Source organism: Pantoea sp. 18059, from assembly GCF_902706165.1.
Classification (GTDB): domain Bacteria; phylum Pseudomonadota; class Gammaproteobacteria; order Enterobacterales; family Enterobacteriaceae; genus Pantoea; species Pantoea agglomerans.
This window is the reverse complement of the sequence record NZ_CACSJS010000006.1, coordinates 17,358-32,385: the sequence shown is the minus strand read 5'-3', so window position 1 is coordinate 32,385 and position 15,028 is coordinate 17,358. Positions and strand designations below refer to the sequence as shown.

Genomic DNA, 15,028 nt, shown 5'->3' with positions numbered 1-15,028 from the left:
GTTCTCCGTTAAGTAAGGCCAAACGTTTTAAATTAAATGTCAAAATAAACTCATAGAGTTTTGGACAATCCTGAATTAACAACGGAGTATTTCCATGCCACGTCGTCGCGTCATTGGTCAGCGTAAAATTCTGCCAGATCCTAAGTTCGGATCAGAGCTGCTGGCCAAATTTGTAAATATCCTGATGGTAGATGGTAAAAAATCTACTGCAGAATCAATCGTTTATACCGCGCTTGAGACCCTGGCTCAGCGTTCAGGTAAAAACGCGCTGGAATCTTTTGAAGTAGCTCTGGAAAACGTGCGTCCGACTGTCGAAGTTAAGTCACGTCGCGTTGGTGGTTCTACTTATCAGGTACCAGTAGAAGTCCGTCCGGTTCGTCGTAATGCTCTGGCAATGCGCTGGATCGTAGATGCTGCTCGTAAACGCGGTGATAAATCAATGGCTCTTCGCCTGGCGAACGAACTTTCTGATGCTGCAGAGAACAAAGGTACAGCAGTTAAGAAACGTGAAGACGTTCACCGCATGGCAGAAGCCAACAAGGCGTTCGCACACTACCGTTGGTAATCACCACGTAGTTGTTAAACCAGCGGGCGCTCAATCAGCCAACCCGCTGGGGTCGACTTACCTTGAACGTCCGAGAATCAGAGGAATCAAATGGCTCGTAAAACACCCATTGCCCGCTACCGTAATATCGGTATCAGTGCGCACATCGACGCCGGTAAGACTACCACTACCGAACGCGTTCTGTTCTACACCGGTGTAAACCACAAAATCGGTGAAGTACATGACGGCGCAGCAACCATGGACTGGATGGAGCAGGAACAGGAACGTGGTATTACCATCACCTCCGCTGCGACCACCTGTTACTGGTCTGGTATGGCCAAGCAGTTTGAACCACACCACGTAAACATTATCGACACCCCAGGACACGTTGACTTCACCATCGAAGTTGAACGTTCTATGCGTGTGCTTGATGGCGCGGTAATGGTTTACTGTGCAGTTGGTGGCGTTCAGCCACAGTCTGAGACCGTATGGCGTCAGGCTAACAAATATAAAGTTCCACGCATTGCGTTCGTTAACAAAATGGACCGCATGGGTGCTAACTTCCTGAAAGTTGTTAAACAGATGGAAGTTCGTCTGGGCGCAACTCCAGTTCCTCTGCAGCTGGCTATCGGCGCAGAAGAGAAATTCACCGGTGTTGTTGACCTGGTGAAAATGAAAGCAATCAACTGGAACGACGCAGACCAGGGTGTAACCTTCGTCTACGAAGATATTCCAGCTGATATGCAGGAACTGGCTGAAGAGTGGCATGCGAAGCTGGTTGAAGCCGCTGCTGAAGGCTCTGATGAGCTGATGGAGAAATTCTTCGGTGGTGAAGAACTGACTGAAGAAGAGATCAAAACATCTCTGCGTAAGCGTGTTCTGAACAACGAAATTATCCTGGTAACCTGTGGTTCTGCATTTAAGAACAAAGGTGTTCAGGCGATGCTGGATGCAGTTGTTGAATATCTGCCAGCACCGACTGACGTTACCGCGATCAACGGTATGCTGGACGACGGTAAAGACACGCCGGCTGTTCGTCACTCTGATGACAACGAGCCGTTTGCTGCACTGGCGTTCAAAATCGCTACCGACCCGTTCGTGGGTAACTTAACCTTCTTCCGCGTTTACTCTGGTGTTGTTAACACGGGTGACACCGTGTTCAACCCGGTTAAGTCAAACCGTGAGCGTCTGGGCCGTATCGTTCAGATGCACGCTAACAAGCGTGAAGAGATTAAAGAAGTTCGTGCGGGTGATATCGCAGCTGCGATCGGCCTGAAAGATGTGACCACTGGTGACACCCTGTGTGACCCAGATAACGTCATCATCCTTGAGCGCATGGAGTTCCCGGAGCCGGTAATCTCTATCGCCGTTGAGCCAAAAACCAAAGCTGACCAGGAAAAAATGGGTCTGGCTCTGGGCCGTCTGGCAAAAGAAGACCCATCATTCCGCGTATGGACTGATGAAGAATCTAACCAGACCATCATCGCCGGTATGGGTGAATTGCACCTCGACATCATCGTTGACCGTATGAAGCGTGAGTTCAACGTTGAAGCAAACGTGGGTAAACCACAGGTTGCTTACCGTGAAGCGATTCGCAACAAAGTTACCGATGTTGAAGGTAAACACGCCAAGCAGTCTGGTGGTCGTGGTCAGTATGGCCATGTTGTTATCGACATGTACCCACTGGAGCCAGGTTCGAACCCGAAAGGCTACGAATTTGTCAACGACATCAAAGGTGGTGTGATTCCTGGTGAATACATCCCTGCGGTTGACAAAGGTATCCAGGAGCAGCTGAAATCAGGCCCTCTGGCTGGTTACCCGGTTGTGGATCTGGGCGTGCGTCTGCATTTCGGTTCTTACCACGATGTCGACTCCTCAGAACTGGCGTTTAAACTGGCCGCGTCTCTTGCCTTCAAACAAGGCTTTAAACAAGCGACACCTGTTCTGCTTGAGCCTATCATGAAGGTTGAAGTTGAAACGCCAGAAGAGAACACGGGTGATGTCATCGGTGACCTTAGCCGTCGTCGTGGTATGCTCAAAGGGCAGGAATCTAACGCTACTGGCGTTCAGATTCACGCTGAAGTTCCGTTGTCTGAGATGTTCGGATACGCAACTCAGCTGCGTTCTCTGACCAAAGGTCGTGCTTCTTACTCCATGGAGTTCCTGAAGTATGACGATGCGCCAAACAACGTAGCGCAGGCCGTTATTGAAGCTCGTAGCAAATAAGCTACGGTTTAAATTTGAACTGATGCCTTCACCCAGATGGTGAAGGCACAACGTAAGGAATTATCGCCATGGCGAAAGAGCAATTTCAGCGTAACAAACTGCACGTAAACGTGGGCACCATCGGTCACGTCGACCACGGTAAAACCACCCTGACTGCAGCTATCACCACCGTACTGTCTAAAACTTACGGCGGCCAGGCTCGTGCATTCGATCAGATCGATAACGCACCAGAAGAGAAAGCACGTGGTATCACCATCAACACTTCACACGTTGAGTATGAAACCCCGACTCGCCACTATGCGCACGTTGACTGCCCAGGCCACGCCGACTATGTGAAAAACATGATCACCGGTGCTGCGCAGATGGACGGCGCGATCCTGGTTGTTGCTGCGACTGATGGCCCAATGCCACAGACCCGTGAGCACATCCTGCTGGGTCGTCAGGTTGGCGTTCCTTACATCATCGTGTTCCTGAACAAGTGTGACATGGTTGATGATGAAGAGCTGCTGGAACTGGTAGAGATGGAAGTTCGTGACCTGCTGTCAGCATATGACTTCCCAGGCGACGACACTCCAATCGTTCGTGGTTCTGCTCTGAAAGCGCTGGAAGGCAACCCAGAGTGGGAAGCGAAAATCATCGAACTGGCTGAGCATCTGGACAACTACATCCCAGAGCCACAGCGTGCGATCGACATGCCGTTCCTGCTGCCAATCGAAGACGTATTCTCAATCTCTGGCCGTGGTACCGTTGTTACCGGTCGTGTTGAGCGCGGCATCGTTAAAGTCGGCGACGAAGTTGAAATCGTTGGTATCAAAGATACTGTGAAATCAACCTGTACCGGTGTTGAGATGTTCCGTAAGCTGCTGGACCAGGGTCAGGCAGGCGAAAACTGTGGTGTTCTGCTGCGCGGTATCAAGCGTGAAGACATCCAGCGTGGCCAGGTTCTGGCTAAGCCAGGCTCAATCAAGCCGCACACCCAGTTCGAGTCAGAAGTTTACGTTCTGTCTAAAGACGAAGGTGGTCGCCATACTCCGTTCTTCAAAGGCTATCGTCCACAGTTCTACTTCCGTACAACTGACGTAACCGGCTCAGTAGAGCTGCCAGAAGGCGTTGAAATGGTAATGCCAGGCGACAACATCAAAATGGTTGTTACCCTGATCCACCCAATCGCAATGGACGAAGGTCTGCGCTTCGCAATCCGCGAAGGCGGCCGTACCGTTGGCGCGGGTGTTGTTGCTAAAGTTATCGCTTAATTGTGATATCTGCTGTGGCTGTGTAAATGGCCACTGCAACACAGTAAAAAGAGCACTTCGGTGCTCTTTTTTTTTGCTCTGAAAACGCCATAACCCTGCAAAGGGTGGGTTTGAAATAAAAACTATTCGCATTTACACTGTGTACAGAAAATGTACCCGAGTGATGAATCAATGTACGTCTGCCTGTGTAATGCCATCAGTGATAAAACCCTTCGTGAAGTCGTGCGTCGCTATCAGCCCAAATCTATTCAGCAACTGCGCGAGCTTGTGCCGGTCGGCAAGCAATGCGGCAAATGTATTCGTGCTGCGCGTGAAATTATGGATGAAGAGATGCAGCATGCACCACTCTACAAAGAGATAGCCTGACCGACGATCGGCGCGTGAATACCCACAATATCTGTCGCGTTTTTTTGACTTCTTTTTAACCGCATCTACGCTCTAATAAACCAGACGCGGAGGGTTAACAATGAAGGGCGATATCAAAGTTATCAGTCATCTCAACAAACTGCTTGGAAATGAACTGGTTGCTATCAATCAGTACTTTCTTCATGCGCGCATGTTCAAAAACTGGGGTCTGACGCGCCTCAATGATGTGGAATACCATGAATCAATCGATGAGATGAAACATGCCGATAAATATATTGAGCGTATTCTTTTCCTTGAAGGGATCCCAAATCTTCAGGATCTGGGACGGCTCCGTATCGGTGAAGATGTTGAAGAGATGCTGAGTTCAGACCTGAATCTGGAGCTGGAGGGCGCGAAAGACCTTCGTGAAGCTATCTCCTATGCTGACAAAGTGCATGACTATGTCAGCCGTGACATGATGATTGAAATCCTGGCTGATGAGGAACATCACATCGACTGGATTGAGACGGAACTTGAGTTAATCCAGAAGATGGGCATCCAGAACTATCTGCAGGCTCAAATCAAACAAGAGTGAATCGGGTCTGCAGTACTATCGCTACCCAGCCCGCAATGGCCAGGAAAGGGCCAAACGGCAGCGGGCTGTCCCCCTGAATAAAACCCCGCAGTTGCAGCATCACGATCGACGTCAGCGCCATAACGGTGGCACCCAACGCAATCCAGGGTAATGCCTGCCAGCCACAGCAGGCACCTAACGCTGCGAAGAGCTTGATATCGCCATAACCTAATCCCTCGTACCCCCGCATCTGCCGATAGCTCCAGGCGAGCAGCCACAACGCACAGTAGCCCGCCACAGCACCCCATATCGCCGTTGTTTCGGTTCCGGACAGCGTGGCATGGAATAATCCAGACCAGAGCAGCAGATAATTGAGCGGGTCAGGTATACAGAAGTGGCGACGATCGATGGCAGCCACGAGCAGCAAGAGGCCTGAGGCCGTAATAATAAAAATAGCCTCCGCAGAGTGGTCAAAACTCTGCAGCACCAGCAGGCACAGAAGGGCAAACAGCCATTCAATGACAACGCTTTCTGCGCCGAACGCGCGATGACAGAAGCGACACCGCCCTTTTAAGCCAGGCCAGCTTATTAACGGCAGCGCATCTCGCCACAGCAGGCGCTGCTGGCAATGATTACAGTGCGAACCCGGAAAGCAGAGTAGGGCAAACCATTGAGCGGGTGAGAGGGCGGGGGTGAAGCGCTGGCTGGTCAGCGAAAGAAAGCTTCCCAATGCACCTCCGCCTGCGAGTGCAGCAATGTGAGTTATCAGAGTGGGCGACATGATTATGCTCCGGACGAAAGGTTAGATGCACTCTCGTGGGCAACGGGTTCTGTGTCACCTATGAATGAAGAAGGGCGGAAACAGAGTCACAACTGAATAACTGATTTATCAGCGATACGGCAGTGCAATGCGACGCACGCTTCACGAACCGGCCACAATTTAATGGGTAAAACCTCAACACGGGTTGCTTCCTGAACAGATTTACGTATAATGCGCGGGCCTGCAGATATTGCAGGCGCGATTCGAGCAGAATCGCAGACGGCTGAAATTTAGGCCGCCTGACAATACTCCCAATTGTGGAGTTATATGCTGAACGATTACACTCTCCCATCAATCGTAATGGGCTCGAGTAGTAATTTTTTTCGTCTATAAAAAGTTTGGAGCTCTGGTCTCATGCAGAACCAAAGAATCCGTATCCGTCTTAAAGCGTTTGATCATCGTCTGATCGATCAATCAACCGCGGAAATCGTTGAGACCGCCAAGCGCACTGGTGCGCAGGTTCGTGGTCCAATCCCGCTGCCAACCCGCAAAGAGCGTTTTACTGTTCTGATCTCTCCGCACGTTAACAAAGATGCGCGTGATCAGTACGAAATCCGCACTCACAAGCGTCTGGTAGACATCGTTGAGCCAACTGAAAAAACCGTTGATGCTCTGATGCGTCTGGATCTGGCTGCCGGTGTTGACGTGCAGATCAGCCTGGGTTAATCAGGTCATCGAGCGATTGAGAGGTTGAAACAATGATTGGTTTAGTCGGTAAAAAAGTGGGCATGACCCGCATCTTCACTGAAGATGGCGTTTCTATCCCCGTCACCGTAATCGAAGTTGAAGCGAACCGCGTTACTCAGGTCAAAGGCCTGGAAAACGATGGTTACCAGGCAATTCAGGTTACCACCGGTGCTAAAAAAGCAAACCGTGTGACCAAACCTGAAGCTGGTCATTTTGCTAAAGCTGGCGTTGAAGCTGGCCGTGGCCTGTGGGAATTCCGCACCGCTGAAGGTGAAGAATACTCTGTAGGTCAGAGCATCAGCGTTGAGATTTTCGCTGAAGTTAAGAAAGTTGACGTAACCGGTACCTCTAAAGGTAAAGGTTTCGCCGGTACCGTTAAGCGCTGGAACTTCCGTACCCAGGACGCTACTCACGGTAACTCCTTGTCTCACCGCGTTCCGGGTTCTATCGGTCAGAACCAGACTCCGGGCAAAGTGTTCAAAGGCAAGAAAATGGCAGGTCAGCTGGGTAATGAGCGCGTAACCGTTCAGAGTCTGGACGTAGTACGTGTTGACGCTGAGCGCAACCTGCTGCTGGTTAAAGGTGCAGTTCCCGGTGCTACCGGTAGCGACCTGATCGTTAAACCAGCTGTGAAGGCGTAAGGGGATAGCAATGGAATTAGTATTGAAAGACGCGCAGAGCGCGCTGACTGTTTCCGAAACTACCTTCGGTCGTGATTTCAACGAAGCGCTGGTTCACCAGGTTGTTGTTGCTTACGCATCTGGCGCCCGCCAGGGTACTCGCGCGCAGAAAACTCGCGCCGAAGTAACCGGTTCAGGCAAAAAGCCATGGCGTCAAAAAGGCACCGGCCGTGCGCGTGCAGGTTCTGTAAAGAGCCCAATCTGGCGTTCAGGTGGTGTGACCTTTGCTGCGAAGCCGCAGGACCACAGTCAAAAAGTTAACAAAAAGATGTACCGCGGCGCGCTGAAAAGCATCCTGTCCGAACTGGTACGTCAAGATCGTCTGATCGTTGTCGAATCATTTGCTGTAGAAGCACCGAAAACCAAGCTGCTGGTACAGAAACTGAAAGACATGGCTCTGGAAGACGTGCTGATCATCACCGGTGAACTGGATGAGAATCTGTTCCTGGCTGCGCGTAACCTGTACAAGGTTGACGTACGTGATGCATCCGGTATCGACCCAGTTAGCCTGATCGCCTTCGACAAAGTCGTTATGACTGCTGATGCAGTTAAGCAAGTTGAGGAGATGCTGGCATGATCCGTGAAGAACGTCTGCTGAAAGTACTGCGCGCGCCGCACGTATCTGAAAAAGCATCTAGCGCGATGGAAAAAACCAATACCATCGTTCTCAAAGTTGCTAATGACGCGACCAAAGCAGAGATCGTTGCTGCTGTTGAGAAACTGTTCGAAGTAGAAGTTAAAGACGTAAACACCCTGGTAGTTAAGGGCAAAGTTAAGCGTCAAGGACAGCGTATCGGTCGTCGTAGCGACTGGAAAAAAGCTTACGTCACCCTGAAAGAAGGCCAGAATCTGGACTTCGCTGGCGGCGCTGAGTAAGTCGGAGGAGAAAGACAATGGCAGTTGTTAAATGTAAACCGACATCTCCGGGTCGTCGCCATGTAGTTAAAGTGGTAAACGCGGAGCTGCACAAGGGCAAACCATTTGCCCCGCTGGTAGAAAAAAACAGCAAATCCGGTGGCCGTAACAACAATGGTCGTATCACTACCCGTCATATCGGTGGTGGTCACAAGCAGGCTTATCGTATTGTTGACTTCAAACGCAACAAAGACGGTATCCCGGCAGTTGTTGAACGTCTTGAGTACGATCCGAACCGCTCTGCGAACATCGCACTGGTTCTGTACAAAGACGGCGAGCGCCGTTACATCCTGGCCCCTAAAGGCCTGAAAGCCGGCGACCAGATCCAATCTGGCGTTGATGCTGCGATTAAAGCAGGTAACACTCTGCCGATGCGTAACATCCCGGTGGGTTCAACCGTGCATAACGTAGAAATGAAACCAGGCAAAGGCGGTCAGATTGCTCGCTCAGCCGGTGCTTACGTGCAGATCGTTGCGCGTGAAGGTTCTTACGTTACCCTGCGTCTGCGTTCAGGTGAAATGCGTAAAGTCGAGTCTGACTGCCGCGCAACACTGGGCGAAGTCGGCAACGCTGAGCATATGCTGCGCGTTCTGGGTAAAGCTGGTGCAGCCCGTTGGCGTGGTGTTCGTCCTACCGTTCGTGGTACCGCGATGAACCCAGTTGATCACCCGCACGGTGGTGGTGAAGGTCGTAACTTTGGTAAGCACCCGGTAACTCCGTGGGGCGTTCAGACCAAAGGTAAGAAGACCCGTAGCAACAAGCGTACCGATAAGTTTATCGTACGTCGCCGTAGCAAATAATATTAGAGGATAAGCCATGCCACGTTCTCTCAAGAAAGGTCCTTTTATTGACCTGCACTTGCTGAAGAAGGTAGAGAAAGCGGTGGAAAGCGGTGACAAGAAGCCTTTGCGCACTTGGTCCCGTCGTTCAACGATCTTTCCTAACATGATCGGTTTGACCATCGCTGTCCATAATGGTCGTCAGCACGTTCCTGTCTTTGTTTCCGACGAAATGGTTGGTCACAAACTGGGTGAATTCGCGCCGACACGTACTTATCGCGGTCACGCGGCTGATAAAAAAGCCAAGAAGAAATAAGTAGGAGGAAGAGATGGAAACTTTAGCTCAACATCGCCACGCTCGTTCTTCTGCTCAGAAGGTTCGCCTTGTTGCTGACCTGATTCGCGGTAAGAAAGTGTCGCAGGCACTGGACATTTTGACCTACACCAATAAGAAAGCGGCTGTACTGGTCAAAAAAGTTCTGGAATCTGCCATTGCTAACGCCGAACACAACGATGGCGCTGATATCGACGATCTGAAAATCACGAAAATTTTCGTTGATGAAGGTCCGACCATGAAACGCATTATGCCGCGTGCCAAAGGTCGTGCAGATCGCATCCTGAAGCGCACCAGCCACATTACTGTGGTTGTGTCCGATCGCTGAGACTCTGGAGACTAGCAATGGGTCAGAAAGTACATCCTAATGGTATTCGCCTGGGTATTGTAAAACCATGGAACTCTACCTGGTTTGCGAACACCAAAGAATTCGCTGACAACCTGGACAGCGATTTTAAAGTACGTCAGTTTTTGACTAAAGAACTGGCTAAAGCATCTGTCTCTCGTATCGTTATCGAGCGTCCAGCGAAGAGCATCCGTGTGACTATTCACACCGCTCGTCCGGGCATCGTTATCGGTAAGAAAGGCGAAGATGTAGAAAAACTGCGCACGGTCGTCGCGAATATCGCTGGCGTTCCTGCACAGATTAATATCGCCGAAGTCCGCAAGCCGGAACTGGACGCGAAACTGGTAGCTGACAGCATCACTTCACAGCTGGAGCGTCGTGTGATGTTCCGTCGTGCTATGAAGCGTGCAGTTCAGAACGCCATGCGTCTTGGCGCGAAGGGTATTAAAGTCGAAGTTAGCGGCCGTCTGGGTGGCGCCGAGATCGCACGTACCGAATGGTATCGTGAAGGTCGCGTGCCATTGCACACACTGCGTGCTGACATTGACTACAACACCTCTGAAGCGCACACCACTTATGGTGTAATCGGCGTTAAGGTATGGATCTTCAAAGGTGAGATCCTGGGTGGTATGGCTGCTGTTGAACAACCGGAACCGGCTGCTCAACCTAAAAAGCAGCAGCGTAAAGGCCGTAAGTAAGGAGAGTCGCTGATGTTACAACCAAAGCGTACGAAATTCCGTAAAGTGCACAAAGGCCGTAACCGCGGTCTGGCTGCGGGTACGGATGTCAGCTTCGGTACTTTCGGTCTGAAAGCTGTTGGCCGTGGTCGTCTGACTGCTCGTCAGATCGAAGCAGCACGTCGTGCTATGACCCGTGCAGTTAAGCGTCAAGGTAAGATCTGGATCCGAGTATTCCCGGACAAACCGATCACCGAGAAGCCGCTGGAAGTGCGTATGGGTAAAGGTAAGGGTAACGTAGAGTATTGGGTTGCCCTGATCCAGCCTGGTAAAGTCCTGTATGAAATGGACGGCGTACCAGAAGAGCTGGCCCGTGAAGCATTCAAGCTGGCAGCAGCAAAACTGCCTATCAAAACCACCTTTGTAACTAAGACGGTGATGTAATGAAAGCAACTGAGCTGCGTGAAAAAAGCGTTGAAGAGCTGAACACTGAGCTGCTTAATCTGCTGCGTGAGCAATTTAACCTGCGCATGCAGGCAGCATCTGGCCAACTGCAGCAGACTCATCTGCTGAAACAGGTTCGCCGTGATGTTGCACGCGTTAAGACTTTACTGACTGAGAAGGCGGGTTCGTAATGACCGATAAAATCCGTACTCTGCAGGGTCGTGTAGTAAGTGACAAAATGCAGAAATCTGCAGTTGTTGCTATCGAACGTTTCGTGAAACACCCGATCTACGGCAAATTCATTAAACGTACGACCAAGCTGCACATCCATGACGAGAACAATGAATGTGGAATTGGTGACGTGGTAGAAATCCGCGAATGCCGTCCACTGTCCAAGACTAAATCCTGGACCCTGGTTCGCGTAATCGAGAAAGCTGTTCTGTAATAAGAATCGTTTTTTCTGAGGAAACCCTCTGCTTCGGCAGGGGGTTTTTTTTTGCCTGCGATTCGGGCTTGATCCATTTGTGCCCGTGGCAATACGGATTTGATGGTGCTCACAAATTCAGGGATTTGCAGGGATTAAGCTGCCTCTCTTCAGGCGAGGTGGCCTGAAAGCGCCAGGCTATAAACGCCGGGGTTATCATAACTGTACAAGGAAATGTGCCGTGAAAATGGAGAGTCATGACCGCTTACGCCGGTCACTGTTAAAATTGCCACTGTTAGCTGCGTTACCTGCGATTAGCTCTGCCAAAAGCTTGCCGCTATTATCGGGTAACACACAACCACTACCCACAGGCAATAGCATGGAACGAACTCTGTTACTGAAGAATGCTGAATGTGTGGTCTGCATGGATGCTGACCGTCGGGAAATAGGTAACGCTTCTATTCTGATAAAAGGAAATAAGATCGTTGCAGTCGGGGAAGCACGCTCGTTACCCGATAGCGCGGATGAGATCATCGATCTGCGAGGACACATTGTCATCCCTGGCCTGATCAATACGCATCACCACATGTATCAGAGCCTGACCCGCGCTATTCCTGCAGTGCAAAACGGCGAGCTCTTTAACTGGCTGACCCACCTCTATCCACTGTGGCAGAATCTGACGCCTGAGATGATTCATATCTCAACACAGATCTCCATGGCCGAGTTAATGCTCTCCGGCTGCACCACCACCAGTGACCATCTCTACGTCTACCCGAATGGCTGTAAGCTTGACGACAGTATTGAGGCTGCAGCCTTAATGGGCATGCGTTTCCATGCGAGCCGGGGCAGCATGAGCGTCGGTAAGTCCCTGGGTGGCTTATTACCCGATGCACTGGTAGAGGATGAAGCCGCCATTCTTAAAGATACGCAGCGTGTGATTGAGCGCTACCATGATGACAGCCACGGTTCGATGTTACGCATCGTGGTTGCGCCATGTTCGCCGTTTTCAGTCAGCCGTGAGCTGATGAAGCAATCCGCAGCGATGGCACGCAGCTTCAATGTCTCTATGCATACCCATCTGGCGGAGAACGACAGCGATATCCGTTATAGCCGTGAAAAATTCAATATGACGCCAGCACAGTATGTTGAAGACCTCGGCTGGGTAGGACCGGATGTCTGGCATGCACACTGCGTCAAACTGGATCAGCATGGCATAGAACTCTTTGCACGTACCGGTACCGGCGTCGCACACTGTCCCTGCTCGAACATGCGTCTCGGTTCCGGTATTGCGCCGATACGCCATATGTGTGATGCCGGCGTACACGTGGGTATGGGTGTGGATGGCTCAGCCTCCAATGACAGCTCAGACATGATGGCCGAGGTTCGTCAGGCGATGCTGCTGCAACGCGTTGGCTTCGGCCCGGATGCGATGACGGCACGTCAGGCACTGGAACTGGCGACGCTGGGTGGAGCAAAGGTGCTAAACCGCGATGATGTGGGCACCATTGCGCCGGGCATGATGGCCGATCTGGCCATTTTTGACCTGAATCGAATTGGACTTGCCGGGGCAGGGCACGATCCTGTCGCCGCCCTGGTGTTCTGTAATCCGGGACAGGTTGCCTATAGCATCATTAACGGAAAAGTCCGGGTACGGGACGGACAAGTGGCCGGAATTGAACTGCCAGCCGTGTTGCGTCAGCATAACCAACTGGCCAGGAAACTGGCTGGTTGAGTCAGAAGGGCATTTTATTTGGGAGGCGACGAAAAATAAGGCAGATTACATTTGCTACTGTTCGCACTATTCCCTAGAATACGCCCTCCCTGTCATCAGGGGAAATCAGCGGCTCGATTGAGAGCCGTTTATTTTTTCTACCCATCTGTGAGAACCGGTGTTACAATGCCGCGCCCTCAATTATGGGGCTTTCTAACGACCTGAGGTTTAGGTCCCGAAGTAGTAGTTGACATTAGCGGAGCACTAAAATGATCCAAGAACAGACTATGCTGAACGTCGCCGACAACTCCGGTGCACGTCGCGTAATGTGTATCAAGGTTCTGGGTGGCTCGCACCGTCGCTACGCAGGCGTCGGTGACATCATCAAAGTTACCATCAAGGAAGCAATTCCGCGTGGTAAAGTCAAAAAAGGTGATGTCCTGAAGGCGGTAGTGGTGCGCACCAGGAAGGGTGTTCGTCGCCCGGACGGTTCTGTCATTCGCTTCGATGGTAATGCATGCGTTATTCTGAACAATAACAGTGAGCAGCCTATCGGTACGCGTATTTTTGGGCCGGTAACTCGTGAACTTCGTACTGAAAAGTTCATGAAAATTATCTCTCTGGCACCAGAAGTACTCTAAGGAGCGAACAATGGCAGCTAAAATCCGTCGTAACGACGAAGTTATCGTGTTAACCGGTAAAGATAAAGGTAAGCGCGGTAAAGTTAAGAATGTCCTGTCTTCTGGTAAGGTCATCGTTGAAGGTATCAACCTGGTGAAGAAACATCAGAAGCCGGTTCCGGCTCTGAACCAACCAGGTGGCATCGTTGAAAAAGAAGCTGCTATTCAGGTTTCTAACGTTGCACTGTTCAACGCGGCAACTGGTAAGGCTGACCGTGTAGGCTTTAGATTCGAAGACGGCAAAAAAGTCCGTTTCTTCAAGTCTAACAGCGAAACTATCAAGTAATTTGGAGTAGTACGATGGCGAAACTGCATGATTACTACAAAGACGAAGTAGTCCAGAAACTCATGACAGAGTTTGGCTACAATTCTGTCATGCAAGTCCCTCGGGTCGAGAAGATCACCCTGAACATGGGTGTTGGTGAAGCGATCGCTGACAAGAAACTGCTGGATAACGCAGCAGCTGACCTGGCAGCAATCTCCGGTCAAAAACCGCTGGTCACCAAAGCACGCAAATCAGTTGCAGGCTTCAAAATCCGTCAGGGCTATCCGATCGGCTGTAAAGTAACTCTGCGTGGCGAGCGCATGTGGGAGTTCTTTGAGCGTCTGGTCACCATTGCTGTTCCACGTATCCGTGACTTCCGTGGCTTGTCCGCTAAGTCATTCGATGGTCGTGGCAACTACAGCATGGGTGTACGTGAGCAGATCATCTTCCCAGAAATCGACTACGACAAAGTCGATCGCGTTCGTGGTTTGGATATCACCATTACCACTACTGCGAAATCTGATGATGAAGGCCGTGCTCTGCTGGCTGCCTTTGACTTCCCGTTCCGTAAGTAAGGTAGGGTTACTTAATGGCTAAGCAATCTATGAAAGCACGCGAAGTTAAGCGTGCAAAATTAGCAGACAAATTCTTCGCTAAACGCGCTGAACTGAAAGCGATCATCTCTGATGTGAACGCTTCCGACGAAGATCGTTGGGATGCTGTTCTGAAGCTGCAGAGTCTGCCGCGTGATTCCAGCCCTTCGCGTCAGCGTAACCGCTGCCGTCAAACAGGTCGTCCGCACGGTTTCCTGCGGAAGTTTGGGTTGAGCCGTATCAAGGTCCGCGAAGCCGCCATGCGCGGTGAAATCCCGGGCCTGAAAAAGGCTAGCTGGTAATTGTCACCAATTGAATCACGGGAGTAACACAGATGAGCATGCAAGATCCGATCGCGGATATGCTGACCCGTATCCGTAACGGTCAGGCCGCAAACAAAGTTGCGGTCACCATGCCTTCCTCCAAGCTGAAATTGGCAATTGCCAACGTTCTGAAGGAAGAAGGATATATTGAAGATTTCAAAATCGAAGGCGACATCAAGCTGGAACTGGAACTTACTCTCAAGTATTTCCAGGGCAAAGCTGTTGTAGAAAGCATTCAGCGAGTAAGCCGTCCTGGTCTGCGCATCTATAAGAAAAAAGATGAGCTGCCAAAGGTAATGGCTGGTATGGGCATCGCTGTAGTTTCTACATCTAAAGGTGTCATGACTGATCGTGCAGCGCGCCAGGCAGGTCTTGGTGGCGAAATTATCTGCTACGTAGCGTAATCGG

23 protein-coding genes are annotated in these 15,028 nt (G+C 50.9%); 22 read left to right on the top strand and 1 reads right to left on the bottom strand.

Translation table 11 applies throughout. The features are described from left to right. Positions 1–94: 94 nt before the first annotated feature. The 5 genes from rpsG to bfr all read left to right on the top strand — a co-directional run bounded on the left by rpsG (position 95) and on the right by bfr (position 4,963). Positions 95–565 carry a 30S ribosomal protein S7 gene (rpsG, locus tag GVJ63_RS15875; RefSeq protein WP_003852909.1) on the top strand — a complete coding sequence of 157 codons (471 nt, stop codon included), beginning with the start codon at positions 95–97 and terminating at the stop codon, positions 563–565. Positions 566–655: 90 nt separating this feature from the next. Then, the gene (gene fusA / locus GVJ63_RS15870; protein ID WP_010253020.1) at positions 656–2,770 is read left to right on the top strand and encodes an elongation factor G; all 2,115 of its coding nucleotides are present in this window, start codon (positions 656–658) and stop codon (positions 2,768–2,770) included. Between the two features lie 68 nt (positions 2,771–2,838). Beyond that, positions 2,839–4,023 carry an elongation factor Tu gene (gene tuf, locus GVJ63_RS15865; protein ID WP_010253018.1) on the top strand — a complete coding sequence of 395 codons (1,185 nt, stop codon included), beginning with the start codon at positions 2,839–2,841 and terminating at the stop codon, positions 4,021–4,023. A 171-nt stretch (positions 4,024–4,194) separates the two neighbouring features. After that, positions 4,195–4,389, top strand: coding sequence for a bacterioferritin-associated ferredoxin (bfd, locus tag GVJ63_RS15860; RefSeq protein WP_159227151.1), 195 nt, complete (start codon positions 4,195–4,197; stop codon positions 4,387–4,389). Between the two features lie 100 nt (positions 4,390–4,489). Then, the gene (gene bfr, locus GVJ63_RS15855; protein WP_010253012.1) at positions 4,490–4,963 is read left to right on the top strand and encodes a bacterioferritin; all 474 of its coding nucleotides are present in this window, start codon (positions 4,490–4,492) and stop codon (positions 4,961–4,963) included. Here the strand turns inward: bfr and GVJ63_RS15850 are convergent. Next, positions 4,950–5,723 (bottom strand): A24 family peptidase, encoded by a 774-nt coding sequence (locus GVJ63_RS15850; RefSeq protein WP_122890136.1) that lies wholly within the window; start codon positions 5,721–5,723, stop codon positions 4,950–4,952. The genes bfr and GVJ63_RS15850 overlap by 14 nt on opposite strands. A gap of 393 nt (positions 5,724–6,116) precedes the next feature. Between GVJ63_RS15850 and rpsJ the strand changes: the two genes are divergently transcribed. The 17 genes from rpsJ (at position 6,117) to rpsH (ending at position 15,024) form a co-directional block, all read left to right on the top strand. Continuing rightward, positions 6,117–6,428 (top strand): 30S ribosomal protein S10, encoded by a 312-nt coding sequence (gene rpsJ, locus GVJ63_RS15845; RefSeq protein WP_001181005.1) that lies wholly within the window; start codon positions 6,117–6,119, stop codon positions 6,426–6,428. A 32-nt stretch (positions 6,429–6,460) separates the two neighbouring features. Next, positions 6,461–7,090: a 50S ribosomal protein L3 gene (gene rplC / locus GVJ63_RS15840; RefSeq protein WP_003850712.1), complete on the top strand. Its 630-nt coding sequence runs from the start codon at positions 6,461–6,463 to the stop codon at positions 7,088–7,090. A 10-nt stretch (positions 7,091–7,100) separates the two neighbouring features. Beyond that, a complete protein-coding gene (gene rplD, locus GVJ63_RS15835) occupies positions 7,101–7,706 on the top strand; it encodes a 50S ribosomal protein L4 (RefSeq protein WP_003850711.1) in 606 nt (201 codons plus the stop codon). Next, positions 7,703–8,005 (top strand): 50S ribosomal protein L23, encoded by a 303-nt coding sequence (rplW, locus tag GVJ63_RS15830; RefSeq protein ID WP_003850708.1) that lies wholly within the window; start codon positions 7,703–7,705, stop codon positions 8,003–8,005. The genes rplD and rplW overlap by 4 nt, the downstream gene beginning before the upstream one ends. Before the next feature lie 17 nt (positions 8,006–8,022). After that, positions 8,023–8,844, top strand: coding sequence for a 50S ribosomal protein L2 (gene rplB, locus GVJ63_RS15825; RefSeq protein WP_008927137.1), 822 nt, complete (start codon positions 8,023–8,025; stop codon positions 8,842–8,844). Positions 8,845–8,860: 16 nt separating this feature from the next. Then, the gene (rpsS, locus tag GVJ63_RS15820) at positions 8,861–9,139 is read left to right on the top strand and encodes a 30S ribosomal protein S19 (protein WP_001138115.1); all 279 of its coding nucleotides are present in this window, start codon (positions 8,861–8,863) and stop codon (positions 9,137–9,139) included. A 13-nt stretch (positions 9,140–9,152) separates the two neighbouring features. Beyond that, a complete protein-coding gene (gene rplV, locus GVJ63_RS15815; protein WP_008927136.1) occupies positions 9,153–9,485 on the top strand; it encodes a 50S ribosomal protein L22 in 333 nt (110 codons plus the stop codon). 17 nt (positions 9,486–9,502) lie between these two features. Then, a complete protein-coding gene (rpsC, locus tag GVJ63_RS15810; RefSeq protein WP_009087585.1) occupies positions 9,503–10,201 on the top strand; it encodes a 30S ribosomal protein S3 in 699 nt (232 codons plus the stop codon). A gap of 12 nt (positions 10,202–10,213) precedes the next feature. Then, positions 10,214–10,624 (top strand): 50S ribosomal protein L16, encoded by a 411-nt coding sequence (rplP, locus tag GVJ63_RS15805; RefSeq protein ID WP_008927134.1) that lies wholly within the window; start codon positions 10,214–10,216, stop codon positions 10,622–10,624. Continuing rightward, positions 10,624–10,815, top strand: coding sequence for a 50S ribosomal protein L29 (gene rpmC, locus GVJ63_RS15800; protein WP_003850146.1), 192 nt, complete (start codon positions 10,624–10,626; stop codon positions 10,813–10,815). Before rplP ends, rpmC begins: the two co-directional genes overlap by 1 nt. Next, on the top strand, positions 10,815–11,069 hold the full coding sequence (rpsQ, locus tag GVJ63_RS15795; RefSeq protein ID WP_003850147.1) for a 30S ribosomal protein S17: 255 nt from the start codon (positions 10,815–10,817) through the stop codon (positions 11,067–11,069). The genes rpmC and rpsQ overlap by 1 nt, the downstream gene beginning before the upstream one ends. A 358-nt stretch (positions 11,070–11,427) precedes the next feature. Further along, positions 11,428–12,780 (top strand): 8-oxoguanine deaminase, encoded by a 1,353-nt coding sequence (locus tag GVJ63_RS15790; protein ID WP_159227108.1) that lies wholly within the window; start codon positions 11,428–11,430, stop codon positions 12,778–12,780. A 248-nt stretch (positions 12,781–13,028) separates the two neighbouring features. Continuing rightward, complete coding sequence (rplN, locus tag GVJ63_RS15785; protein WP_006120590.1) at positions 13,029–13,400, top strand: 50S ribosomal protein L14; 372 nt, start codon at positions 13,029–13,031, stop codon at positions 13,398–13,400. A gap of 10 nt (positions 13,401–13,410) precedes the next feature. Beyond that, entirely contained in the window at positions 13,411–13,725 is a 315-nt protein-coding gene (gene rplX / locus GVJ63_RS15780; RefSeq protein ID WP_003850150.1) for a 50S ribosomal protein L24, read from the top strand. 14 nt (positions 13,726–13,739) lie between these two features. Further along, entirely contained in the window at positions 13,740–14,279 is a 540-nt protein-coding gene (gene rplE / locus GVJ63_RS15775) for a 50S ribosomal protein L5 (RefSeq protein ID WP_003850155.1), read from the top strand. 14 nt (positions 14,280–14,293) lie between these two features. After that, complete coding sequence (gene rpsN, locus GVJ63_RS15770; protein ID WP_008927132.1) at positions 14,294–14,599, top strand: 30S ribosomal protein S14; 306 nt, start codon at positions 14,294–14,296, stop codon at positions 14,597–14,599. Between the two features lie 32 nt (positions 14,600–14,631). Beyond that, the gene (rpsH, locus tag GVJ63_RS15765) at positions 14,632–15,024 is read left to right on the top strand and encodes a 30S ribosomal protein S8 (protein WP_003850158.1); all 393 of its coding nucleotides are present in this window, start codon (positions 14,632–14,634) and stop codon (positions 15,022–15,024) included. Positions 15,025–15,028: the final 4 nt, after the last annotated feature.